This window comes from Nostoc sp. (genome assembly GCF_036917375.1).
Classification (GTDB): domain Bacteria; phylum Cyanobacteriota; class Cyanobacteriia; order Cyanobacteriales; family Nostocaceae; genus Nostoc.
Window position 1 is genome coordinate 22,268 of sequence record NZ_JBALDN010000110.1, and the last position, 24,132, is coordinate 46,399.

18 protein-coding genes and 2 tRNA genes are annotated in these 24,132 nt (G+C 41.2%); 17 read left to right on the top strand and 3 right to left on the bottom strand.

Annotated features, from left to right (window positions below; genetic code table 11):
* Positions 1-35: 35 nt before the first annotated feature.
* From V7K45_RS30335 to V7K45_RS30350, 4 genes are all read left to right on the top strand, one after another.
* A complete protein-coding gene (locus V7K45_RS30335) occupies positions 36-815 on the top strand; it encodes an MBL fold metallo-hydrolase (RefSeq protein WP_335009304.1) in 780 nt (259 codons plus the stop codon).
* 159 nt (positions 816-974) lie between these two features.
* Entirely contained in the window at positions 975-2,030 is a 1,056-nt protein-coding gene (locus V7K45_RS30340; protein WP_335009306.1) for a metal ABC transporter substrate-binding protein, read from the top strand.
* Between the two features lie 19 nt (positions 2,031-2,049).
* Positions 2,050-2,886: a metal ABC transporter ATP-binding protein gene (locus V7K45_RS30345; protein ID WP_335009308.1), complete on the top strand. Its 837-nt coding sequence runs from the start codon at positions 2,050-2,052 to the stop codon at positions 2,884-2,886.
* 11 nt (positions 2,887-2,897) lie between these two features.
* Complete coding sequence (locus V7K45_RS30350) at positions 2,898-3,749, top strand: metal ABC transporter permease (RefSeq protein WP_335009310.1); 852 nt, start codon at positions 2,898-2,900, stop codon at positions 3,747-3,749.
* Between the two features lie 38 nt (positions 3,750-3,787).
* Here V7K45_RS30350 and V7K45_RS30355 read toward each other — a convergent pair whose 3' ends face one another.
* Positions 3,788-4,801: a mechanosensitive ion channel family protein gene (locus tag V7K45_RS30355; RefSeq protein ID WP_335009312.1), complete on the bottom strand. Its 1,014-nt coding sequence runs from the start codon at positions 4,799-4,801 to the stop codon at positions 3,788-3,790.
* Between the two features lie 108 nt (positions 4,802-4,909).
* Here V7K45_RS30355 and V7K45_RS30360 point away from each other — a divergent pair, with 108 nt between their 5' ends.
* The 12 genes from V7K45_RS30360 (at position 4,910) to V7K45_RS30415 (ending at position 19,638) form a co-directional block, all read left to right on the top strand.
* On the top strand, positions 4,910-5,827 hold the full coding sequence (locus tag V7K45_RS30360; RefSeq protein WP_335009314.1) for a histone deacetylase family protein: 918 nt from the start codon (positions 4,910-4,912) through the stop codon (positions 5,825-5,827).
* A gap of 171 nt (positions 5,828-5,998) precedes the next feature.
* Positions 5,999-10,477 (top strand): translation initiation factor IF-2 N-terminal domain-containing protein, encoded by a 4,479-nt coding sequence (locus V7K45_RS30365; RefSeq protein WP_335009316.1) that lies wholly within the window; start codon positions 5,999-6,001, stop codon positions 10,475-10,477.
* On the top strand, positions 10,455-10,601 hold the full coding sequence (locus tag V7K45_RS30370) for a hypothetical protein (RefSeq protein WP_335009318.1): 147 nt from the start codon (positions 10,455-10,457) through the stop codon (positions 10,599-10,601). The genes V7K45_RS30365 and V7K45_RS30370 overlap by 23 nt, the downstream gene beginning before the upstream one ends.
* A gap of 130 nt (positions 10,602-10,731) precedes the next feature.
* Positions 10,732-10,878 carry a hypothetical protein gene (locus V7K45_RS33135; RefSeq protein ID WP_442942077.1) on the top strand — a complete coding sequence of 49 codons (147 nt, stop codon included), beginning with the start codon at positions 10,732-10,734 and terminating at the stop codon, positions 10,876-10,878.
* Positions 10,879-10,967: 89 nt separating this feature from the next.
* On the top strand, positions 10,968-11,201 hold the full coding sequence (locus V7K45_RS30380; RefSeq protein ID WP_335009320.1) for a hypothetical protein: 234 nt from the start codon (positions 10,968-10,970) through the stop codon (positions 11,199-11,201).
* Positions 11,202-11,492: 291 nt separating this feature from the next.
* Positions 11,493-11,747, top strand: a complete 255-nt coding sequence (locus V7K45_RS30385; RefSeq protein ID WP_335009322.1) for a hypothetical protein — start codon at positions 11,493-11,495, stop codon at positions 11,745-11,747.
* A gap of 64 nt (positions 11,748-11,811) precedes the next feature.
* Complete coding sequence (locus V7K45_RS30390) at positions 11,812-13,620, top strand: hypothetical protein (RefSeq protein WP_335009324.1); 1,809 nt, start codon at positions 11,812-11,814, stop codon at positions 13,618-13,620.
* Positions 13,621-13,808: 188 nt separating this feature from the next.
* The gene (gshA, locus tag V7K45_RS30395) at positions 13,809-14,948 is read left to right on the top strand and encodes a glutamate--cysteine ligase (protein WP_335009326.1); all 1,140 of its coding nucleotides are present in this window, start codon (positions 13,809-13,811) and stop codon (positions 14,946-14,948) included.
* Between the two features lie 337 nt (positions 14,949-15,285).
* The gene (locus V7K45_RS30400; protein ID WP_335009328.1) at positions 15,286-15,747 is read left to right on the top strand and encodes a tRNA (cytidine(34)-2'-O)-methyltransferase; all 462 of its coding nucleotides are present in this window, start codon (positions 15,286-15,288) and stop codon (positions 15,745-15,747) included.
* Between the two features lie 794 nt (positions 15,748-16,541).
* The gene (locus V7K45_RS30405; RefSeq protein WP_335009330.1) at positions 16,542-18,866 is read left to right on the top strand and encodes a peptidoglycan DD-metalloendopeptidase family protein; all 2,325 of its coding nucleotides are present in this window, start codon (positions 16,542-16,544) and stop codon (positions 18,864-18,866) included.
* A 165-nt stretch (positions 18,867-19,031) separates the two neighbouring features.
* Positions 19,032-19,105, top strand: a tRNA-Met gene (locus tag V7K45_RS30410).
* A gap of 460 nt (positions 19,106-19,565) precedes the next feature.
* Positions 19,566-19,638, top strand: a tRNA-Ala gene (locus tag V7K45_RS30415).
* Between the two features lie 123 nt (positions 19,639-19,761).
* Here V7K45_RS30415 and V7K45_RS30420 read toward each other — a convergent pair.
* Positions 19,762-20,526 (bottom strand): methyltransferase domain-containing protein, encoded by a 765-nt coding sequence (locus V7K45_RS30420; RefSeq protein WP_335009332.1) that lies wholly within the window; start codon positions 20,524-20,526, stop codon positions 19,762-19,764.
* Positions 20,527-20,689: 163 nt separating this feature from the next.
* Between V7K45_RS30420 and hisC the strand changes: the two genes are divergently transcribed.
* Positions 20,690-21,748 (top strand): histidinol-phosphate transaminase, encoded by a 1,059-nt coding sequence (gene hisC / locus V7K45_RS30425; RefSeq protein WP_335009334.1) that lies wholly within the window; start codon positions 20,690-20,692, stop codon positions 21,746-21,748.
* Positions 21,749-21,858: 110 nt separating this feature from the next.
* Here hisC and V7K45_RS30430 read toward each other — a convergent pair whose 3' ends face one another.
* Positions 21,859-23,973, bottom strand: a complete 2,115-nt coding sequence (locus V7K45_RS30430) for a caspase family protein (protein WP_335009336.1) — start codon at positions 23,971-23,973, stop codon at positions 21,859-21,861.
* Positions 23,974-24,132: the final 159 nt, after the last annotated feature.

The window sequence follows — 24,132 nt, forward strand, 5'->3', positions numbered from 1 at the left end:
TGATAATGAAGGTAGGCGTTATCTTCACAAAATTTATGTTTTTAACTTGGTTCGACAGCAACTCTTGGCTGCTAGAAATTGGCGAAAAACGAATACTAATTGACCCTTGGCTGGTTGATTCGTTAATTTTCAGCAATTTGGATTGGCTATTTAAAGGTTCGCGATCGCAAAATCGCCCAATCCCAGATAATATTGATTTGATCCTGCTATCTCAGGGTTTAGAAGACCATGCTCACCCACCAACGCTCAAGCTACTGGATCGCAGCATCAAGGTTGTAGCTTCTCCCAATGCTGCCAAGGTAGTACAGCAGTTAGGTTATACCCAAGTAACTACTCTCGCTCATGGTGAAAGTTTCACTTTAAATAATCAAGTTGAAATCAAAGCTTTCCCAGGCTCCCCCATTGGCCCCACTCTGGTAGAAAATAGTTATCTTCTCAAAGAATTGGCGAGTGGTTTAACTGTATACTATGAGCCTCACGGGTATCATTCTCCACAACTTCAGCAATCTGCACCTATCGATGTAGCGATCGCGCCGTTTATTGACATGACGCTACCTTTGCTTGGGCCGATTATTAAAGGACAAAATAGTGCTTTAGAAGTCGTCAAATCATTACAGCCTCAAGTAATAATACCTACTGCTGCTGGTGGAGATGTGTCCTTTGAGGGTTTGCTGATGAAACTCATTCAAACTAAAGGAAGTGCTGAGGAATTTCGTTCGTTATTAGAAAAGAACAATCTTTCGACGCAGGTACTTGAGCCGAAACCAGGCGATCGCTTTGAACTACCATTAGAAAAACGAGCATTAGCAATTTAAGTTTGAGTAGATACTGGATGCCGACATACAATCTATTCGAGTGGATTAGGTAAACAAATCGAAAAATCAACCGAAAATACCCTGAGGGGGCATTGCATTTTGATATCGGTAAAAGGTCTAATCAAAGATTGACCCTTTACTTTAGAAGGCTTGAGTCTAATGAAGACCCTCCCTGGATTGCTATTTGTACTTAGCTTCATGGTCGTAGCTTGCAGTCCGCCTCAGGATAAAACGGTGTCTTCTAATCCCGAAGTAACCAGCACTCCGGTTCAAGCAGGAGAGCAAAAGACACAGAATAAGCTTTTAGTAGTAACGACAGTTGCTCCTTTAACGAATATTGTGAGTAACATTGCAGGCGATCGCTTAGAAGTTAAGGGTATTATTCCAGAAGGAACCGACTCTCATACCTTTGAGCCTCGTCCCAGCGATGCCAATATACTATCCAAAGCTAATCTGATCGTTGCCAATGGGTTGCATTTGGAATCCCCGACAGAAAAACTAGCTAAAGCTTCAATTCCCAAAGAAACTAAAATCTTTGAACTAGGCAGTAATACCATTACTAAAGAACAGTGGCTTTTCGACTTCAGCTTTCCGAAAGAAAAGGGCGATCCCAATCCTCATCTGTGGGTAAACCCTAAGTATGCTGAAGCTTACGCTAAACTAGCTGCCCAACAGTTAACTGTCTTAGATCCTGCTGGCAAAGACTACTACGCGACTAATCTCAAAAATTATTTACAACGTCTGGATGATCTAGACAAGGCAACACGAGAAATCGTCGCCAGTATTCCCGCCAATAACCGTAAACTTTTGACCTACCATGATTCTTGGGCGTATTGGGCCAGAGAATATGGTTTTCAAGTAATTGGTGCGATTCAACCTTCAGATTTCAAGGAACCATCCGCTCAAGATATCACAAAGCTAATTGACCAAATTCGGAAAACAGGCGTTCCAGCTATTTTTGGTTCTGAAGTCTACCCTAGTAAGGTAGAAGAACAAATTGCCCGCGAAGCGAAGGTAAAAACAGCTAACACTGCCGATGATGAGTTACCAGGAACTGGTTCAGCTAATGCAATGGAAAATACTAATCCTGAGCATACCTATATTGGCATGATGGCTAACAACATGCGGATTATCGCCTCTAATTTGGGAGGAAATCCTGATTTGGTGAAGAATTTAAACACTGGAAATGTTGTTGGGCCAACAGCAACCAAGTAGTATCAAGAAAATTAAGTGCATGGAACCGATACTCGAAGTTAGAAATTTAACCTGTGGTTATCAAACCCAGCCAGTGTTTACCGATCTCAATCTGACGCTTTATCCAGGTCAACTTACTGGTTTGGTGGGGCCTTCTGGTAGTGGTAAAAGCACTTTAATCAGAGCTATTTTAGGGCTGGTTCGTCCTTGGACTGGAGAGATTTGGTTTCGAGGAAGGCGTTTAAAGCCAGGAGTAGCACCGCCTTTGGTTGGCTATGTGCCACAGGTGGAAACAGTGGATTGGACTTTTCCAGTTACAGCATTGGAAGTGGTGATGATGGGGCGTTACCAAAAGCAAAAGATGTTGCCTTGGTCTTCGCGGCGCGATCGCCAAGTTGCTAGGGAACTCCTAGAGCGCGTTGGAGTTGCCCATGTTGCTCACCAACCCATTGGTAATTTATCTGGTGGTCAACAGCAAAGGGTTTTTATTGCCCGTGCTTTAGTAGGAGAGCCGGAAATTGTTCTTCTAGATGAACCCACCAGCAGTTCAGACTTGCACGTTCAACACGAACTCTTGCACCTATTGGCTGATTTGAATCAACAGGGCTTGACAATTATTCTCTCTACCCATGACCTCAATTCGGTGGCAACTCATTTACCTTGGGTGGTGTGTTTCAACCACGGTTTAATTTGCCAAGGTCAACCTATTGATGTCTTCACTCCCGCAAATCTTGAGCAGACTTTTGGTGGAGAAATGGTAGTTTTCTACCAACAAGACCGGATTTTGATTGCTAGCGGCGGTACTTCCCTACGCCATCAAATGCAAGATAACTTGCCCCAAATATTGCGCCCCTCCAACTCATCGAAATCTGCTTAATTTAACTGTATATGGATCTTTTACTAGCACCCTTTCGCTACGAATTTTTTAGCCGTGCGATTCTAGTAGGCATGATGGCGGGGCTATTATGCGGCATTATGGGAGTTTATATTACAACTCGCAGAATGAGTTACATTGCCCACGGTTTATCTCATGCGATTTTAGGGGGAGCCGTGCTGAGTTATGTACTGGGCTTGAATTTCTATATTGGCTCTGGGATTTGGGGTTTTGCCGCTGCTCTGTTGATTCAATATTTGACCGGACGGAAAATTTACTCGGATGCAGCTATTGGAATTGTGACAACTGCTAGCTTTGCTTTAGGAGTAGCTGTAATCAGTAGCTATCGCAAATTTAGCCAAAACTTTGAAGCTGCTTTGTTTGGTAATGTATTGGGTGTTTCCCCTAATGATTTGTGGGTAGTGACTGGTGTAACGATTGTCTTACTCAGTCTGGTTTTCTTGTTTTATCGCCCGTTGCTATTTTGGTGTTTTGACCGGGAAGTTGCTCAGGTTCATGGCGTACCCGTTTTTGCAATGGATACTTTATTTGCTTTGATGTTAGCGACTTTACTGGTGGCTACACTGAATGTCTTAGGGGTGACTCTGATTATTTCAGCAGTGGTGATTCCGGCATCAATTGCCCGATTAGTGAGCGATCGCTTTGGTTATCTGATGATTATTTCCGGGATTTTAGGAGCTGTAATTTCGTTTGTAGGTATCTATCTCAGCTACTACCTCGACATTGCCTCTGGAGCTAGTGTAGTGCTACTGTCAACCGCTATATTTGCCTGCGTGTTGCTCGCCAAGACCCTGCAAGGACGATATAAACGCCGTCTCCCTCCCCTCCCAAAACACCTCCTTTAACAAGAGTTAGTCTGGTTTAATGCCGAATTTCATTTATATTATTTTATATTATTTGGCATATAAACTTCTCTAATCGGAAAAGGAATTTGAATTCCTGCTTGCTGATAGCGTTTGTGTAATTTTTTGACAAATAGATGCTTCCCAATCCGCTGATCGAAGTATTCGCTTACCCGCATATAAAGCGTGAAATCTATACTAAAATCATTAAAAGTATGAAATCTGATATATGGTTCACTATCTTTTAATTCCGGTGCAATTTCTTGCATGACTTCTTTAGCAACTTCTACAGTCACTTTTTCCACTTGTTCCAAATCGCTATCATAACTTACGCCCACATCCATTGTTAAAGTAATTTCTTTTGCAGGTAAATGATAGTTGGTGAAAATAGCCGAAGATAACTTAGAATTAGGAACAATGACGACATTATTGGAAATTTCTTTAATGGTCGTATTCCGCCAAGAAATATCTATAACATATCCCTCATGTCCAGCATCTAATTTTACATAGTCACCAGTTCTAACTTGCTTAGAAATAATTAAGTAAAAGCCAGAAAATAAATTTGCAAGTGTGTCTTGAAGTGCCAAACCAACTGCTAAACCACCAATACCTAAAGTTGTGACGATTGGGGTAATTTGAACACCCACAGTCTGCAATATGATTAATGTTCCCAAAACTAAAACAGTAATTTTAGCCAGGTTAGAAATTAGTGATGTGGGAACCCCTTCTGCTCTGCGAATAAATAAATTCACAAAACCAGCTGTCAATCTGGCTAAAACTAGAGTTACTGAATATAGCAGTGCGATCGTCAAAACTTTTTGCAGTACGATCGCAATATGTGGTTTCAGGGGTGCGCTCAGAACTGCCCAAAAAAAACCAGCAATAACAAACCAAATAAATGTCATACGGTGCAGAGAGTGAAATATAATATTACCCCCGGCAATTCGTTTATAATTAACGAATCTTTCCAGTTTTTTGAAGATAATTTTTTCACCAATTATTCCAGCTAGTAAGCCAGCTAGAATAAATGCTATGGGCAGAATCCATTCCATCATAATTAATTTCAATTTGGAAGTTTAGATTTACAAGAACAGCATTTTTACTGTGATTATGGCTAAATTTTACCTTGTTGTCGGATTAGCTGCTTGAGATTTTCTTTCCTTATGGATTTGCCAATTATTTACCACCCAGATTACATTGCTCCTCTACCTGAAGGACATCGTTTCCCGATGTCTAAATTCCGACAACTCTACGAATTGCTATTAGCCGATGGTGTGGCAAATCAAGAACAATTTCACACTCCCGAACGTCCGCCACCAGAATTAATAGAGTTAGTCCATACTCCAAGCTACGTTCAAGCCTACTGTGAAGGAACCTTAGATGCCAAAGCACAGCGACGCATTGGTTTGCCTTGGAGTCCAGCACTAGCAAATCGTACTTGTGTAGCGGTAGGTGGTACGATACTCACTGCGAAACTGGCACTCAGTCAGGGTTTAGCTTGTAATACGGCTGGTGGAACTCATCATGCTTTTCCTAGTTATGGATCTGGTTTTTGTATTTTCAACGATTTAGCGATCGCCTGTCGCGTTTTACAAAAATTTGAACTCGTCCAAAAAATCCTCATTGTAGATTTGGATGTCCATCAAGGAGACGGTACCGCTTTTATCTTCCAAGACGACGACAGCGTTTTTACTTTCTCCATGCACTGCGAAGTCAATTTCCCCGGTACGAAACAAAACAGCGATTTGGATGTTCCTTTGCCGGTGGGAATGGAAGATGACGCTTATTTACAAACCTTGGCGAATTATTTATCAGATTTGTTGTCTAAAGTCAAGCCAGACTTAGTATTTTATGATGCTGGTGTTGACCCTCATATAGGCGATCGCTTGGGAAAATTAGCCTTAACTGATGCTGGCATTTTTCGTCGGGAAATGCAGGTTTTGAGTACCTGTATGAGTAGCGGTTATCCCGTCGCCTGCGTCATTGGCGGTGGTTATGCTGATGATATGAAATCTTTAGTATGGCGGCATTCCCTGTTGCATCGCGCCGCCAGTCAAATCTATCAGCAGTATAAACTATAGTCATTTAATGGGCAATACTACCGCAAGTGGTAAAGTTTTTAAACGCATAGTTACGTAGAGTCTTACCAAATTTAATTCGTAGTAAATCACACTAAAATAATAATTTGCGCTCCTCTGTTACCCTCTGCATTTAAATTTAAACCCTGATTGTCTACGAATTTACGAAACTGGATGAATAACGGCAAACTCAGAGTCTACGAACTAGCAAAAGAATTGAATTTGGATAGCAAAAAGCTATTAGTAATTTGCGATAAGCTCAACATCCTAGTCAAAGGTCATACTAGCACCATCTCAGAATCAGATGGAGAACGCATTCGTCTAGCGGTAAATAAACTAACAGCAAAATCCTCGAAAACTAAAACAAACTCTGAAGATTGGGGCTATACGTTTATAGCTTCAGCAATTGATAGCTTTATCCGCCATCTTGAAGGTGAGGCTGCCTTGAAATCATATTCCGATTTTAGGGAGCGGCGCGATCGCGCCAATCAGTTAATGTATGAATGTTTCGGTAAAAAGCCTTGTCTGTTTTATGTGCGTCGCAAAGGCACGGGAAAAGAGGCAAGAGAGGAAATCTGGGATTTGACAATAGCAACAGACTCCGATGATTTTCCATTACCCGCAAGACTTGAGAAGCTCAAAAAAACATTAGGATTTAGAGCGGCTGTACAAAAAGATGGACGCGACGGTATAAAAATACTTTCGGCTCAGTTGTTACAACCTTCACGAGGACACGCCGACAGCTACGCTATACCTTGTCGCTTGCGTTTACTGGCTAATCATCAGCATCATCTCGACATTCCGGCAGCGACATTGAAACGCATTGCTGCCGCGCCAGTTTGTGGCGAAAATGTGCCTACAGAAGATCAACTGAAAGCTTGGAAAGCGTTTTTGCAAATTGAAGAAAAAATCGCTAAAGCGCGTCAATTTTGCGTGCGTTACGTAAGTCATAACTATAATTTTAAAAGACGAATCAGTTTTGAAATTGATGTAGCCTCAGCCACCCTTGACGGCTTTTATCAAAATTCCCTCGAATTAGAAAACTTTTGGGAACGAGCAAGACGCACAAAAAACGAAGATTTAAAGCTTTTTGAAACTGCTCCTATCGGCAAAAATTGGATTAGCGGCCGTCAATTAGGGACTGTTGAAGAAGTTGACCCCAACCGATGTATTATCAGCCTCCGATTAGAACGCGATTTAGCTGAATTCATGGCAACAGAGCGTTATAAGTTGCCAGATACAGGATTTTTATGTTTTGAAGCAGTTGGTGATATTCAGCAGATTCAGCGCAAGAAAAAAGCTTTAGATGATTTGAATAATGGTTATACCCAAAATCCCTATTTAGGCAACTTTTTATTCGATGCTTCTCAGGCTAGACAAATCAAAACAACTGTTGAACTTCAACCACAAGATTTATTATTATCTTCTGCAAATCCTGGTCAGAAAGCAGCAGTAGAAAAGGTACTTGCCGCTAAGGATCTTGTTCTTATCCAAGGGCCACCAGGTACTGGGAAAACTACCGTAATTGCGGAAATTTGCTATCAAATTGCCCTTCGCGGGGGACGCACTCTAATTGCTTCTCAAGCCAATTTAGCAGTAGATAACGCCCTGAGTCGATTAGTTCACAACCCAGTAATTCGCGCTGTACGCAAGGGGAGAGCCGAAAAAGTTGGGGAAGAAGGACAGCCATTTTTAGAAGACCAAGTGATTGGCAGATGGCTAGAAAATACTGCAACTGACTGCGAAAATAATCTGACTCAACGGCTGGAAAATATTCAAGTTTTCACTCAATTACTGGCATCATCACAAAGATTTACCGCTTACTTTCAAGCAGAGGAAGAATTTCATCAGCAACAAACTAAATTCAATAAAAACAAGATAAAACTAGAGGCAAACTTTCAAAATCAAGAAAAATTTTATAACGAAACTGTAGAAAAAAATAACGAGGTTGAATCACTAATTGCAAAATTAGGAAATATATTAAATACTTTACCAAATATCAACTGGGAAGCTTCAGAAGTTACAGATTTTTTGCCACTTCTTAAACCCTACACAGAAGGTAACAGTTTGGTAGAACAATTTTTAGCAAATGTTCGTCAAACCATCAAATATACTGATGAACTTGGCTTTGTGCGTCCGGCACTTGGTGCTTTTGGTTTAGCGGCTTGGTTGCGTGAAACTGTAGCAATAGAAATTTTTGGATTTAAAACTTTTTTGATTTATGCTCAAGAGGCAAGTAAAGCCATCTTAGAAGTTGCAGCATCAGTGGAGGTTGTCAAACAAAATTTCGCCTCTTTAAATCAATTACAACCAGATTATCAGCAATATCTTACCAAACTGCAAAATATACAGCAAACAATCCAGATATGGCAAAACCGTCAACGGGAAATAGATTATATTATCTCAGCAGTTAAGGAATGGAAATCTACAGCATCTTCTCATCTCTATCAAACTTTAAAAGAATGTCATCAATCAGGTTTACCACTTACAGAAAATTTAGTGGACTTACCACTAGGTTTGTTGATGTTTGCTAATACATTAAAACTCCCAATAGTACCAAAAACTTATAAAGTTAACCTACCTGAATGGGAAGTATTAGCAAAGGCGATCGCTTATGAAATAGACGGAGGTTTTACTGACAGGCGGGGTAAACAGCATAATTTTAGCTATTTTTTACAAGAAAATTTTAGCCAGATTCCAATGGTGCTATCAAAGAGCGATCGCACCCAATGGCAAGAAACCTATCAACAGTTTAGCAATTATCAACTACTAAACCCCAAACAGCGAAAATTACTTGTTGAGAATACCCAGGTTTTCTTAATTAGAATGCAAAGGACTTATGGTACATCATGGGAATGGAATAATATCGACTCTACTCTCACCCGCATTACAGAAGAATTGCTAGATATTATCCTTACAAATGCGCGCCAATGCGTTTTAAAAGTCAAAACGGAAACTGAACAACAGCTTCAGCATCTGCAACGACAATTAAATGAACTTCAGAAAAATGAAGTTAGCCAACAGCAAATATCTATTACTCAAGCTGAGGTAGAAAAAGCACAGCAAGATGCTAATTACCAACTGGGAATAGTTATTAATAAATTGCAAGAACTTAATCAAAAAAATATCCCCGCTCAATTACGTATTCTAGTTGAAAAATATCTTGCAACACAATCAAATATTTGGGAGCAACCCCAAGAATTTGCAAATCAAGTAAATTATTGTATAATTTCCATTAGTCAGCTTGAAACTTTAATCTCATCATTAGAACCTTTTGCTGTATTGGAGATAATTAAACATTCTCTAAATGAACATTTATCAAAGCTACAAGAAGAAACTGAAACTTCTCTACAGCAACTTCAGAAATTACAAATTAATCTATGTGAGGTAGAACAAAAATCACAACTACAGCCATCAGAAAACCTAAGAGAAGAACGAAGCTGGTGGTTGACAAAATGGCAAACAATACCTGATAAATTGAAACTAGAAAATTCCCAAGCCGACTTATTTAGTATAGAGTTTTTACGCAAAATAAAAACTCAGTTTGAATCTTGGCAGCAACAACTCCAGACAGACGAAACTTATCTCAAGAAATATCAGAATTTTGTTCAAGATTGGATAGGGAAATTAAGAGAGCCAACTGAAGGCGATCGCGACGATTTAAGGCGCATATATTTAGATAATGCTAATGTAGTTGGTATTACCTGTGTTCAGGCTGCAAATAGAGGTTTTTCAGAAGAATTCAAATCATTTGATGTCGTCATCATTGATGAAGTTAGTAAGTGTACTCCACCAGAGTTACTAATCCCTGCATTGAAAGGCAAAAAGTTAGTTATGGTAGGAGATCATCGGCAATTACCACCCATGCTTGATACTAGCACTTTAGAAGAAGTTGCCCAAACAATAGGCAATACAAGAGACGAACTACAATTCTTAGAAGAATCACTATTTAAAAGTCAGTTTGAATCTGCTGATGAAAGCATTAAACAAATGCTAACTACACAATATCGAATGCATCCATTTATTATGGGAGCAATCAATCAATTTTATGACGGTAAACTAGAATCTGGAATTTTGGAACCGGACACAAAACGCGCACATCATTTAGCAGATGAAATTATCCGAGAATCTCAGCATCTTCTCTGGGTAAAAACGCCTATAGAGAATCAGTTTTTAGAGCAAAAAAATGGAACTTCTTACTTTAATACTCCAGAAATTGATGCGATTGAACGTTTGTGTCATCAGTTTGAGAATACTTGGGCTTCTAGAGTTGCTAATGGTGAACCCAAAAAAGAAATTGCCGTAATTACATTTTATGGCGCTCAATTAAGAAAAATTGATGAACGTCTGCAATCTGAACTTTTTCCTTCGCTAGAAATTCGTACTGGTACAGTAGACAGATTTCAAGGCATGGAAAGACCTGTTGTTATTGTGAGTATGGTTCGCAACAATAGTAAAGGAGATGTGGGATTTGCTAAGAAGCCAGAACGAGTAAATGTTGCATTTTCCCGCGCTCAGGAACTATTAATAATTGTAGGTTGCCATAATTTATTTACCCATCAATCAGGTAAAGTCGGAAGTATGTATTCAGAAGTTTCAAATATTGTAAGTCTTCATGAAGGTTTCGTTGATGTTTCTCGCCTCTTCAGCTAAATCTATTGATGAAACTCTTAAGAATTTAGTAGATAAAACAGATATTCGTTATAATCTATCTGCCAGCTTGAGTGCTGCATTTCTCAGCGATCGCTTGTCTAGCCGTTTTAATCTAGATTGGTGAGTTTTGCCTCAATTCACCTTATTCGCCAGTACTGACACCGCTAGACCTCGATCCAGCAGGTTTACCGCCTGATTGGCAGGCAGCGGTTGAGTCTTTAGCCGTTGATGTGATTGCTGGCAGTTATACCCCTGTGATGATTCCGCTAATTCGTTCTTACACGCGATCGGGGATAGTCACCGATACTCAAGGTCAAGCGATCGCAGGCGCATGGGTAGAAGCTATACAACCAGATCGAGGGACTCGGCGTTTTTCTGTCACCATATGGGCGCACAGTTAGCTGTGCGATCCAACCGAGAAGTATTAATACACCATGCATTTCTGGAAAAGACATTGTGGCATGTGTAGTAAGAAAGCAAATATCACTTGATGCTCAAGTTAGCTCAAGGGGGTCTAATGATCGATCGCTTTTTGAATCTAATTTTTATCGATTCCTTCGCTGGAGTAATTAACCTGACATTTGGTACATTACTTCGCACTAAAATCTGCAATTATTCATGGGATGGAGTTGCAAATGATGAACTTTCAACACCAGAAAGTAGCGCTAGTTCTTCTAAATCTCTACCATCGTTAGAAGAGGTACAAAGCACTCCTCTTCGATGAAGTCTGCCTGCTGTAGCGATTCTCATTTGAATTAAATATAGGCTAGCTTAGGGGCGTACATCTGTGCGCCTCTATGAGAATCTATGTTTATCTGTGGTTAATTATATTGATTGTCACAAGCAATAACTAAAATTTTAACGGGAATACGGTAAAATCCAGAGGCACTTTTATTGTTACCAACACGGGTTAAGGATGGAAGTGATATGATTACGTTTTTGGCTGGGGGTGATGTTGCTCTTTCTGTGACGCTATTGTTTCTATGTCATAGATGTGGGTTGGGCAACTCTAGTTTTGAATGTGGTTGTAATAGCTTTAGGTTTTGCGATCGCTACTTTAACCCGATTAGGAGAAAAACGTGTTACGCAAATTACAGGAAAAGTAGGGATTCAAAATGGGACACTGGCGATCGCGATCACTTCTACACCTACGCTACTGAATAGTCCTACAATGGCCATTCTTGGGGCAATTTATGGTCTACTAATGTTTATTACTGGTGCTGGATTTACTTGGTGGGCTAGTCGTCGCCAAGACTTGTTGAAAGCATAAAAGTAGTTTACCTCATGCTTTACAAGTATTTATAGAAATTGAATTATCTAATCTTGTTACGTTGATGTTTCTAGCCTCTTCTGCTAAACCCATTGATGACAATCTCAAAAACTTGGTAGACGAAATTGAAGCCCAAAGTTCTAGTTTATCAGTTTTAGCAGCGCGTCAATTCCGTTATAGTTTGCTTCAAACTCCGGTAGAAGTGAGCATCAAAGAACCCCGCCAGTTTAACCTACTCGAAGAATTTATCATCCGTGCTGCTATTGAATTTCAACCTCCGCCAACAGAGGATGAATTAGCCTCTGTACTTGGGCTGGATTCTGTATTTATTAAAACTACTACTACAACTCTTCGTTCTTTACAAACTCTATCACCAACATCACCACTAACAGTTACTCCTGAAGGTCGCTCATTTTATGAAAAAGGGTCTGTACCACAGCCGCCATATCCTATACAAATTAATGCTATTATAGATTCTTTAAGCGATAAGATAACCTTTCAATCTGAATCCTTAAATGAGACAGTAATAAATTTGCCTGATTTGGCAGACTTTATAACTATTGATAATACAATTGTTGATATTGCTTCCTTAGCACTTGAGGAAATTCAAACAAGCATTCAAGCTTCAGGTTTAGCACTTCATGTACCAGAAGAAGGAAAAATTGTCACTTCCTGTAAGGTGCTAGCTTCAACTCAAAAATTTTGGAGAAAGATATCGATTTTCATTATATTTGATGCCCTTGAAGATAAATTGAGTATTCAAGTAAGAAATGGAAAACAAATTTTAGAGTTATCATCCAATTGGTTAGAAGTGCTACATAGCGAAGGTAAAATTTCTGTACAAAAATTATGTAAGTTGTCAACCGAAACCATCAATTGTGAACGTGAAACCATTCTCGATCTGAAAAATACTGAAATAGAAGCTAGACTCAAAAGTATTCGCACAAAGGCTCTAGAAACTTCTAAAAAACCAGTATTAGGTGAAGCAATTCAGTTACGGAATGGACAAATTATTCAAAATTTTTTAGAAGTTTTAAATTCGGCTAAAAGCCAAGTTCTGATTTATTCTCCTTGGATAAATCAAGCAGTTGTTAATGAAAAAATTCTGACTCTATTTCAGAAATTAGCTAATCGCGGAGTATGGATTTTAATCGGACATGGAATTACACGGCAACTAGAAAATGAGGATAAACCAATTCCACCAGAAGTGGAAAAAAAACTTCGAGCGATAAAAACACCTGATGGTTTACCATCTGTACAGTTTTTTTGGTTGGGAGATTCCCATGTCAAAGAAGTAATAGTCGATCGAGAAATCTATCTTTGCGGCTCTCATAACTGGCTATCTTATCGCGGCAATTACCTACCACTAGGCGAGTCAGTTTATAAAGTGACAATTCCCCTTCAAGTCCAGGAAGCTTATGAATTTCTCGCTAATCGCTTCCAAAATCACGCTCAAAAATTATGGCAAAATGCTCTAGAAAACCGTGATTTTCAACTGGCTGTAGAGTCTTTATGTATGTGGGGTGCGCTAGGTATGGAAGATATTGCACTCAAAGAGATACAGAAAAACAATTGGCTTGAACTTCTACCTGTATGGTTGGATGTAGCAATACAGGGATTAAAGTCAAAAAACTTATCAGGTGATTCAGCAAGTTTTAAAACTGCACTTTCGTTGCTGAGTCAAGTTTCTATCGAAGAGGCTTTTATTGATTTATTGCAGCAGGGATGGCGTAAAGTTATCAGCGCGATCGCAATTAACAATCCCGAAACTGCTTTAAACTTACTTAACGATCGAGTATGGGCGCAGTTTATACGTCTCAAGATTGTTCAAGAGAGTGATTCACCCAATGATTTTATTTTGTCCCTTACCTAACCTACACTAGGATATTTTTCATACTCCAATAGTCATAATTTATCAAAGACAGCCCAGAAATATACCGAGCTTGCATTTTGCGGGGATGTCAATTAAATGATTCTTAACCTTTGATTGACTTAAAGATAGATCCAGAGATTCGTCTTGTTCGATACAATTTATAGGTAGAGAGAGCCGAGGAGAACAAGGTGGTCTTATTAAAAGGCTTTGAGATTGAGATGTACACAGGCACGCCTCAAGGTGAAATCGTCGGTCTCTCCGACAAAATTGTTGCGGCTTTGGATGGATTTATGCGCGAACCAGATAGCCGCAACGTCGAGTACATAACTCAACCATCCCATAATTACGAAAATTTATTGTGTGCCTTGCTGCGTCCCCGGCGGGAGTTGCGAAACTATCTCAATCGTTTGGGTGATTACACCTTAATACCAGGGAGTACTTTATCTTTGGGTGGGAGCGATCGCTTTCTCCGTTCCGATCCAGCAAACCCCTATCATGACTACATTGAGAACACCTACGGCACGAAAGTAGTTACCGCCAGCGTACACATCAATATAGGCATCAGCGACCCAGAAATATTAATGCGGGCGTGTCGAGTCATCCGTATGGAAGCGCCCCTATTTCTCGCCCTCAGCGCCTCATCTCCGTTCTTGGATGGCAAAGCTACTGGCTATCATTCCACCCGTTGGGGCGTTTTCCCACAAACGCCTAGCCATGTGCCCTTATTTGCCAGCCACGCCGATCATATCCAGTGGGTGGAAGACCAACTCGTTGCCGGAACCATGCAGAATGTAAGGCATTTGTGGGCATCGGTGCGACCAAATGGCGATCGCCGTCCTTATGACTTGAATCGCCTAGAATTGCGAATTTGCGATTTAGTCACAGATCCCATTGCTTTATTAGCTATTACTGCCTTATTAGAAGCGCGTTTGTTGCAAATAATCGAAAATCCCAGCATCGATCCGTTAACCCAAAGCACTTTCTCTGCTGAAGAACTCGTTACCCTCACTGCTGAAAACGAAGCTGCTGCTGCTGCTGGCAGCCTTGATGCTCAGTTAAGGCATTGGCAAGATGGCAGAAGCATCGTAGCCAGAGATTGGATTGCCGAAATTTACCAAGATGTTTGGGCGATCGCCAAGCAACAAGGTTTTAGCTGTTTTCTTTCGCCTTTGCACAAAATCCTCCGCGAAGGCAATGAAGCTCAACAGTGGTTGCAATTACACGCGGTCGGTTTTGACACCCAGCGCGTCATCACTCAGGCTATTATCGCCACCCAAGAGCGCGAAATCGAACTCGAAGACAAATTATGTTCGTCTTTGCTGGGTTAACTCAAAAGACATTGGGGATTGAGCATTGAGAAAACACTTAGTTTTATCTACTCATTTCCCCACTTTCGTGTTCATACAAATGGTAGATTTTTTTGCAGGCACCACCAGCCCTAAAAAACACAAGTACTTACTTTATCTACACAAAACTTAATATTTTCCGATTGTAGCCAAATATCCTCTCAGGCATTGATCTGGGATAATTTGTACTTCCTTTTAAAAATCTAATCGATAAAGGATGCTTGATTATTATTAACAAAACCTATGAATAGCCTCTATCTTTTGGTAGATTTAACATTGACCATAAATTGTTTTATACAATACTTAAATTATACGGATAATGCCTCAGGTAGTTTTAGTGAACCCGCAGATACCTCCTAATACAGGTAATATTGCTCGTACTTGTGCAGCTACAGGTACAGAGTTGCATTTAGTGGGGCCTTTGGGGTTTGAAATTAGCGATCGCTACCTCAAAAGAGCCGGCTTAGATTACTGGCCTTATGTCAAACTACACTATCACGAATCACTAGAAGCCTTTAAAACCGTACATCAAAAGCGTGGCGGCAGATGGTTGGGTTATACGGTTAATGGAAATTGTAATTATGTAAGCTTTCAGTTTCAACCTGATGATTGGCTACTGTTCGGTAGTGAAACCACGGGTTTACCACCAGCAATCCTGTCAGATTGCGATGCTACCGTCTATATTCCCATGAGCCAACCAGGGGTTCGCAGCTTGAATCTGTCAGTGAGTGTAGCAATAGGTTTATTTGAAACCCGTCGTCAGTTAGGCTATTTAGAATAATTGTTTACATGAATGTTTATAAGTGTATTTACTTATAAGCTTTCCAGAAACCTATTAGACGATTTATTTGTGACTGCAAAAATTTTCTCGATCGCAGCAAGAATATGTAAAGCAATATACCAAAAATTGGGTTTATTCGCGAAATGTAGTGGAAGATACTTACAAGTATAGTAAGGTTATTATAAGAAATTTGTATATGAAACTTGGGATATTGCCAAATTTGAATGATAGATTTTGATGAATTTAAAACATCCTAAACTAGGAACGAAATTGCTAAAATCCAGTCATGTACTACATTTGAGCTATTTTTGCTCAATCAAGGACAGAAATCAGCCTAAAAGTAGCCGATAGTTAATACGGTTGTTTTTTAGGGAATAATCAACGTAAAGTCTCGTGTTGAGAAGACGGATGGGGTAGAAATATCTTGAAGATATCTACAGCAGGGGGCATAACTTTTCCAGAAGTCGCCGCAATTTAATTTTTAGCAGCGACTTGGACTTGGCAAATAGTTTGTCCAGTCCCCGCGATTGACGCAAGACAAGCGCGGATAATGGTAAAGAATAAAATCTCGTCCTAAGTGGTGTTAGGAGTGGTTCGGACAAGTAAACACAGCAAAATTTAAGTTTTGCAAACAGATGTGAACTTGTCTAAATCAGAGAAGCAGGTTAATCTTGCGTAAGCATCTCTGGTGAATGTGATCTCGATCTATCATTTGTTGCGATCTAAATCATTGACTAGTATCCAACTGAAAAATCGAGGTTAGTTAAGCGCTAGTGATCGTAAGGAGGTCGTCTTTGAAACGAGCATTGAAAAAGAGAGTAAAAGCTGTGTTGAACAATACCCCTAGCAGCGATGATGCCCCGGTAGAACTGCTAAATGTGATGAATTCAAAAGTTAAGAGCCGGGTGCGGACAAAAGCGGCGATGATTGGCTTGGCAATCTCTATGGGAGCAACCAGCCTTTTGGTGACTCGACAAAGCGATCAAGCCCAAGCAGCGGTGCCAGTAGGTAGCCAAAAGGCAACTTCAGCGATTCCTGCTGTTCCTGACACCGAGGTGAAATTCGCCTCCACAAAGCTGGAGTCCCAAGCAGTCTCATCAGGGAGCGTGCCGGAAAATCCTGTAATCGTGGAACCAACGGCAGTATCACAAGTGCCTGGGCTTGAAGCTAAATGGCAAGTAGCGGCAAGTGGAATATCTTTGCAAGTTCCTGCATCAAACACGTTTTCTCAAAAAACAGCAGGTTATAAAAATTCCACTTACCTGAAGCCCAAAATGGCACAGGGATTGAACAATACCTTAGCCGAAACTAGTTTTCCAACAGTCAATAAGCTGTCTGACTATAGTGCTGATGGTGTTGATAGTACAAATACATCACTAACTGCCCAGCCACAACAAATAGTGGCAACATCTGGCGTAGCTAACAGTGAAATAAATGCACAACTTAAGGCGCAACAAGAGTTCGCACTAAATCGCTTACAAGAAAAATCGAACCGTTTAAGAAAGAGTCTGGCGCAGTTGCAGTCTGGAGAGACCAAAAATTTATCACAAGCTGATATAGAATTGGCGCAGCCGACAACTGTGGTTGAGAAGACTGCATTAGCAGTCCAGTCAGACACTTCTAGCGATGCAAGCCAAGCGAACCTGGTATCGAAGTTAAAACAGAAAACAAGAGACACTGCATCTGTACCATCGGCGCCAATAGTTATTGCCTCCTCGACACATACAGCTTATGAAGTTAAACCTGGAGATACACTAGCAGCGATCGCCAGCAGATACAACACTTCAGTATCAGAACTAGTTAAAGCAAATAACCTCAATAATCCCAATGAACTGCGAATTAGTCAAAAACTAGTTATTCCTGCGGTTCAAATTCCTGCGGTTCAAATTCCTACCGTTCAAGTTGAGGCAACTGTAGCAAGTCAGCCGACTTTTGTAGAGTCTAGCAAAACTCCTCATGTTGCTACCTCACCTTTGAATATTGGTAGTGCTAACTCATATCTACCTAGTTCACCATCACCAACTATTGCCGACAACAGTAGCGTTGCCGTTCCTGCACCGGTAACTGTACAGATTCAGGCAAATAGTGCAACCGACTTAGAAACTGCTCCCCCAACAGCTAAGTCTAATGGCGTCGGTGGTGATATTCCAGTGCCACAAGCTTTTGCCGAAATGCAACAGCCGAAGACACCAGTAAATAGGGTAGCAAGGGTAAACAATAACAATAATGACCGTTTGCGGGGCTTACAAGCGGAAATCCAGAGGTTACAGCAGAAATATCGCGCTCAACAGTCTGGTAATTTAGTTGTACCAGCAGCAGCGATCGAAGCAAATAATGCTGCTATACTCACTCCTATTTCTACGCCCAATAATTTCAGTGTACCTAACCCTGCATCTAAACCGAATAGTGTAGCAATACCAATTCCAGTTCCAACACCGATTCGGGCTAACTATAGCGTTCAGCCAATTAAGCCCCAATTCCGTACTACTGTACGCCCTACCGAAGCAGTAAACCCAGAATTCTTGCCTAATCTAGGTTCTGCTAGCCAGTGGACTCCCTCTCGGACTCAATCTGCGACAAGGGTGGCAACGCCTCTTGGTAAAGTAAATACCTCTGACTCCTTAGGAAAGATGCGAGGAACCACAGTTTCTCCACAGGTATTACCGCCTTTGGCAGCAGTGGATCAATATCTTCCCAGACCCATTGACGAACTTACGCCTCCTCCATCCAGTTCAACTTTGGCTTATATCTGGCCAACGAAGGGTACTCTCACTTCTGGCTTTGGTATGCGTTGGGGAAGACCCCACAAGGGAATTGATATTGCTAACTCCACTGGCACGCCAGTTGTTGCCTCAGCTGACGGTACGATAGAAAAAGCCGGCTGGAACAATGGTGGCTACGGCAACCTCGTCGAAATCCATCATCCTGATGGCAGCAGTACTCGCTATGCTCATAACAGCAAGATTCTGGTGCAACCGGGTCAACAGGTACATCAAGGAGAAACAATTGCTTTAATGGGTACTACTGGTCACAGCACTGGCCCACACAGCCACTTTGAAATTCATCCATCAGGCAAGGGTGCTGTTAACCCAATAGCCTTTCTACCACAACGCCTGTAATTCTTAGTTGTCTTTAACTAAATCATTGCTTTGTTAGTTGAGGGAGTTTACCTCCCTCTTCTACTTTTATTACCTCAATAGGGATGAAAGTTCTAACAAAATTGCAAAATGGACTAGTCTTGAGCAAATTTCTGTGCTATATTAATTAATGATTTTGAAAAACATGGCTCAGTAGCTCAGTTGGTTAGAGCACGGGACTCATAAGCCTGGGGTCGTTGGTTCAACTCCGACCTGAGCCACTTTAGAAGTAAGATAATATAAGGGTTTCAGCTCCTAGTTGTACTGTACATTCACAAATTAGATGTCGCCGTTCACAAATTAATGTCGCTATTGCACTAATTGGTGTCGTAGCTCATTCGAGAGTTTCACAAACTAATGTCGCAATATTAGAGACTTATCGACTGTGTAGAGTGGTTTGTTAGGACAAATTCTCTTAGTCAGTAATGCTTTTGATATTCTGCAATTTCTACAAAGGATATAAAACATTGCTTGCATTGTCCGTTTATCCATCAAGCCAGAATAGGAAAGGGTTTTTCACAGAAAGGGCATTTTGATAACAAGCGTAACTGATGGCGATCGCATCCACACAACTTAATATAGGTGTCTTGACTTAAATTGCATAAACTTGCATAATAATAAAGCTAATACAATTTATAAAACTAATTAGTAAGCTTTTTAAGCTTATCTACTAGTAGTTTTGGGGTTATAGCGCAGTTGGTAGCGCACCTCAATGGCATTGAGGGGGTCAGCGGTTCGAATCCGCTTAGCTCCATTATTAAAACATAGCTACTCAAAACCTGTTTGTGTGACTTGAAGGAAAAGTTGGACAGGTTGTGCAACTTCACCTTCCAAATCAAGCAAGATTATGCTTGAAATTACAACTAGCTTCAGTTTCTTAAATATGCCCCCACATTAAGATACGCTTGTAGGGAAAAAAGAACGGGCGCTCATCCTCTAACAACTCGAATAGCTTCTGCTGATAGCGTTCCACAAATCTCTCATAGGTTTGGGCATCCAGTAGGGACTCATAAGCCGTTAGCAATGTCCCGCGATACCACTCCACTACGGCTTCTCGTGAGGGTAACACATGCCCATAAATTTGAAGCTTGACTTCCTGCTTGACAAACCCCAATTTATAAAGCAGTCTGGCGTATGTTTCTGGAGGAAGTACCTCTAAACGCCGCACATATCCTCTTAATTCTTCACTGAATTCCTGTGCAGTCTCAACTGCTATCTGATGCACTGGCTCACTATCCATCATTGGTATTTGTACGGCAAGCTGCCCACCAGGTCGCAGTTTTGCCCGCAATTTCTCAAATAAAATCTCGTGTCCCGTCAACCACTGCAATGCCGCATTAGAAAATACCACATCAAACTCTTCATTTCCTGGATTTTCCTCAATCCGTCTTTGCTCAAACCGTAGTCCATTGCCTGCAAATTGACGCGCCTTTTCCAGCATTTTCTCAGAAGCATCTATCCCTAAAGTCTCCTGTGCTGCTAAGGTTTCATGCAAATATTTCGTTAACTTTCCAGTTCCACACCCTAAATCGAGAACTCGTAAGTTTTCTTGCCGATGTACCATGTCTACCAAGTCGTAGAATGGACGACTTCTTTCAGCTTGAAATCGTTCGTATAGTTCTGGATTCCATTTATCTGACATATTTTTATAATTCGTAATTCGTAATTTATAAAGCCGTATTTTCTGATGTAAACGACAAAAAAACGATATCGTCAGAAATTGCGGGTTGAAATTTGCTTAGGATACGCCATAAGGTGTCGCAGCTACGCCCGTTGTAGACATCCCACCCAATTTACCATGCCCTATGACCAACTACTTTCGCTCTAATGTTGATGCAATGGCTAGCTATGTTCCTGGCGAGCAGCCTCAACGTGGTACACAGATTATTAAACTTAACAGCAATGAGAATCCCTATCCTCCTTCTCCTGCGGCATTAGCTGTGCTACGGAATATTGATGGTGAGTGGTTGCGGCGGTATCCAGAACCTTTTGGGGGAGAATTTCGGCAAGCTGCAAGTAAAGTTTTAGGAGTTCCTAGCGACTGGATAATTGTCGGAAATGGCAGTGATGAATTGTTAAGTGTAGTGATTCGAGCCTGTGCTGAACCTGGGAAAAAGGTAGTTTATCCGATGCCTACTTACGTGCTATATCGGACATTGACAGAAATGCAAGCGGCAGAAATTATTGAGATTCCTTACAGCAAAGACTACAGCTTACCAAAGGACGAATTAGTTGCTGCCAATGGGGCTGTGACCTTTATTGCGTCGCCCAATAGTCCATCGGGGCATGTGGTGGCAACAAATGATTTGCGAAAATTAGCCAGCCAGTTATCTGGAGTTTTAGCGATCGATGAAGCATACATAGATTTTACCGAAGAGAATGCATTGGCTTTGGTTAAGGAATACGAAAACGTTATCGTGATTCGGACACTATCTAAGGGGTACTCGTTGGCAGGATTGCGATTGGGCTTTGGGGTGGCGAATCCCAAACTCTTACAGGGATTGTTTAAGGTTAAAGATAGCTATAACATTGATGCGATCGCTTGTGCAATTGGTACGGCTGCCATTACTGACCAAGCTTATAAAAATGCTTGTGTAGCCAAGATTAAAGCATCACGGACTAAGTTAGCAACAGACTTGAAACAATTAGGTTTCCATATCTGGGATTCCCAAGCTAACTTTTTGCTGGCACAACCAAGAGAAGGAAACGCAGAATATCTCTATCAAAAATTGAAGGAACGGGGAATTTTAATCCGCTACTTCAAGCAGCCTGGACTAGATGATAAATTACGCATCACTGTTGGGACAGATGAGCAAAATCAGGCTTTAGTAGAGGCACTAAGTAGATGGGCGTCGTTGGGATAAGGCAGGAGGCAGGAGTCAGAATATTATTCTGATTGAAAAAGCGGATAGCGCAGCGTCTCCTAGAGAACGTCTTGATTCTGAATTCTGCATTCTTCTTCAATCACATTAACTTACAGCACTTGAAAACTAAAGCTAAGACTTGCCCAATTATTCACATCCAAGCTATGTGAATCGGCTGCTGTAACGTTCATCTCTGTTTTGAAGGCACTAGCGTTATGTAAGTCTTGTAGCAAGGCTTGTACAACTTCTAAGGAATTCAACAATGGGCCAATTGGCTCTTGTTCGGCTGTGGAATACTTGGCAGTAGTGTTCAAGGCGGCGAGAGTTCCGTTAAAGGGGGCAGTACTAAAAATCAGTTGGTGTTCGCACTCAGAAGCTGGCCCTGAAATCATCCATTCGGAAGCAGTATTCGTTTGGGGTAGGATGAAGGTTTCACCTGGAGAGATAACGACTTCTTTCAGGAGGGGTTTTGTGTCCGCGGTGTTTGGTTCTTGGGGGGTTTCCCAAGAATAGAAGGCGATCGCTGTATGATTATTGTTTAATCCCAGCAAGATTAAATATACTGGGCGATCGCTCTGGTTTTCTACCCGATATTGCATTCGACTACCGATAGGGACAATCGGAGTAGGGAGTGATTTTTGAATCGAAGTTTCTGTTTTGAAAGTTCGTACCGTTTCGCGCTGCATGATAACGCGAGGCGATATATTGTTAATTATTTCTAAGGTTGTCTTGACAGCCAAGCGGGAAGAACCTTGATTTTCTGTGAGTCGCCATAATTTGGCTGCTAACAAGGTTGATAATTTTGGTGCTAACTTTTGCACTGTTGATTTTACTGCTTCTCCTGCTTCCCCCGTGGCATTAGAAATTAGTTCGCCACTAAGAGAAAATAAACCATAACGGCTAGGTGTTTGCTGTAGTTTGGCAAATAGATAATCAGCCGATTTTTCCCCTGCGACTACGGTGGAGACATGGGGAAATGCAGCAAAGGCACTTGTAGCGTCTACCCGCTCAATTCTTTCTAATCCAGTATCCAGAGCAATTATTAAATGAATATTTCGGGGTAAAACCCGGACTGCTTCTTGGATAAGTTGTCCAATTTGTAGGGGATTTGCACCTTCTATTTGGGAAATTTGCGCTTTTGCTGTTAACCCAGTCCGCGATCGCAATACTAATTCTTCTCTTGTTGTTCCTAAAGTAAATCGAGAATTAACTCCGTAGTATAGCAGCACTTGTGGCGGTAATCCTGCTAACCACAGCTGGACTGTTTTGCCGTCTTCTTCAATGGCTGTCACCGCGCCTTCTGCACCAATAATACTGTCTGGCGGTAGAGACGTTAAATGTTGATTTTTTTGACTACTTAATAACCCTGGTTGCTGTTTACTACCCAATTTGGATAGAGAATTTTCCATATACGAGAGGGCGACTTGAATTTTGGTATTTGGGGTGAATTCCCACAAATACTGCGTCAAGGCGTAGGTAAATAACCCAGCACTAAAACCAGAAAAGAGTTCTTCCCTTGCTGACTGCTTGGGATTTGAGGTAGCTGCTAAGACAATCGGCGTGCTAGGTAACTTCTGAGTTTTAAGTTGTTGGAGAAAGTCGAGTTCTTCTGCTGCTAGCTTTGCCTCTAATGATTCTGGAAGGACGCGACTTTTTAATCCTAATATTGGGGTTGGCGCATAATAGCTAGTATCTAATACTGCTGTGACTCGATTTGTAGGGAGCGATCGCAATAATAGCAGTAGAGTTTCTTCTAATATATAGTTGACTATTTTTTCATCTTGTGATTTTAAACTGGCATTAGCTGGCACCAGAGCATTTTCCATTATCTCTGGAGATGTTTCCAATTTGACACGGCTGCCATAACCGCTAAAGTGGAAGAAGACCACATCATCGGGTTTAGCTTGATTACTCAACCGATCTAAAAAAGCCGTCTCAATGAATTCCCTACTAGCTTCTTCCTCAGTTAAGGTTAGGATATCTGACCCTTGGAAACCAAAGCGGTGAATCAAAAGTTCTCTTTGTAGTTCCACATCCGTCAGACAACCACTGAGGGCTGGAATTTTTGGGTATTGGTTAATACCTATCAACAATGCCAACTTGCGCGGACTGGGTTGTGCCAAAGCTTCGTAATAGCGATTTCCCAAAGACAACCACTCAGCTTCAGTTATCCCCAATACCGCGAGTATTGAGCCAATTCTCTCTAAAAACGTACGACGTTTCATAATTAGCTATCAGCCCTCAGCTATTCAGTTAGCAGCTTACAGGGCTGAACTCTGTATTGTAAAGTTACAAAAGTGTGGGGAGCGGAGCAGGGCAGCGGAGGAGCGGAGGGGCAGGGGAGCAGGGGAGAAAGTTGCAGTAAGTTTTTCTCCTCTGCCCCT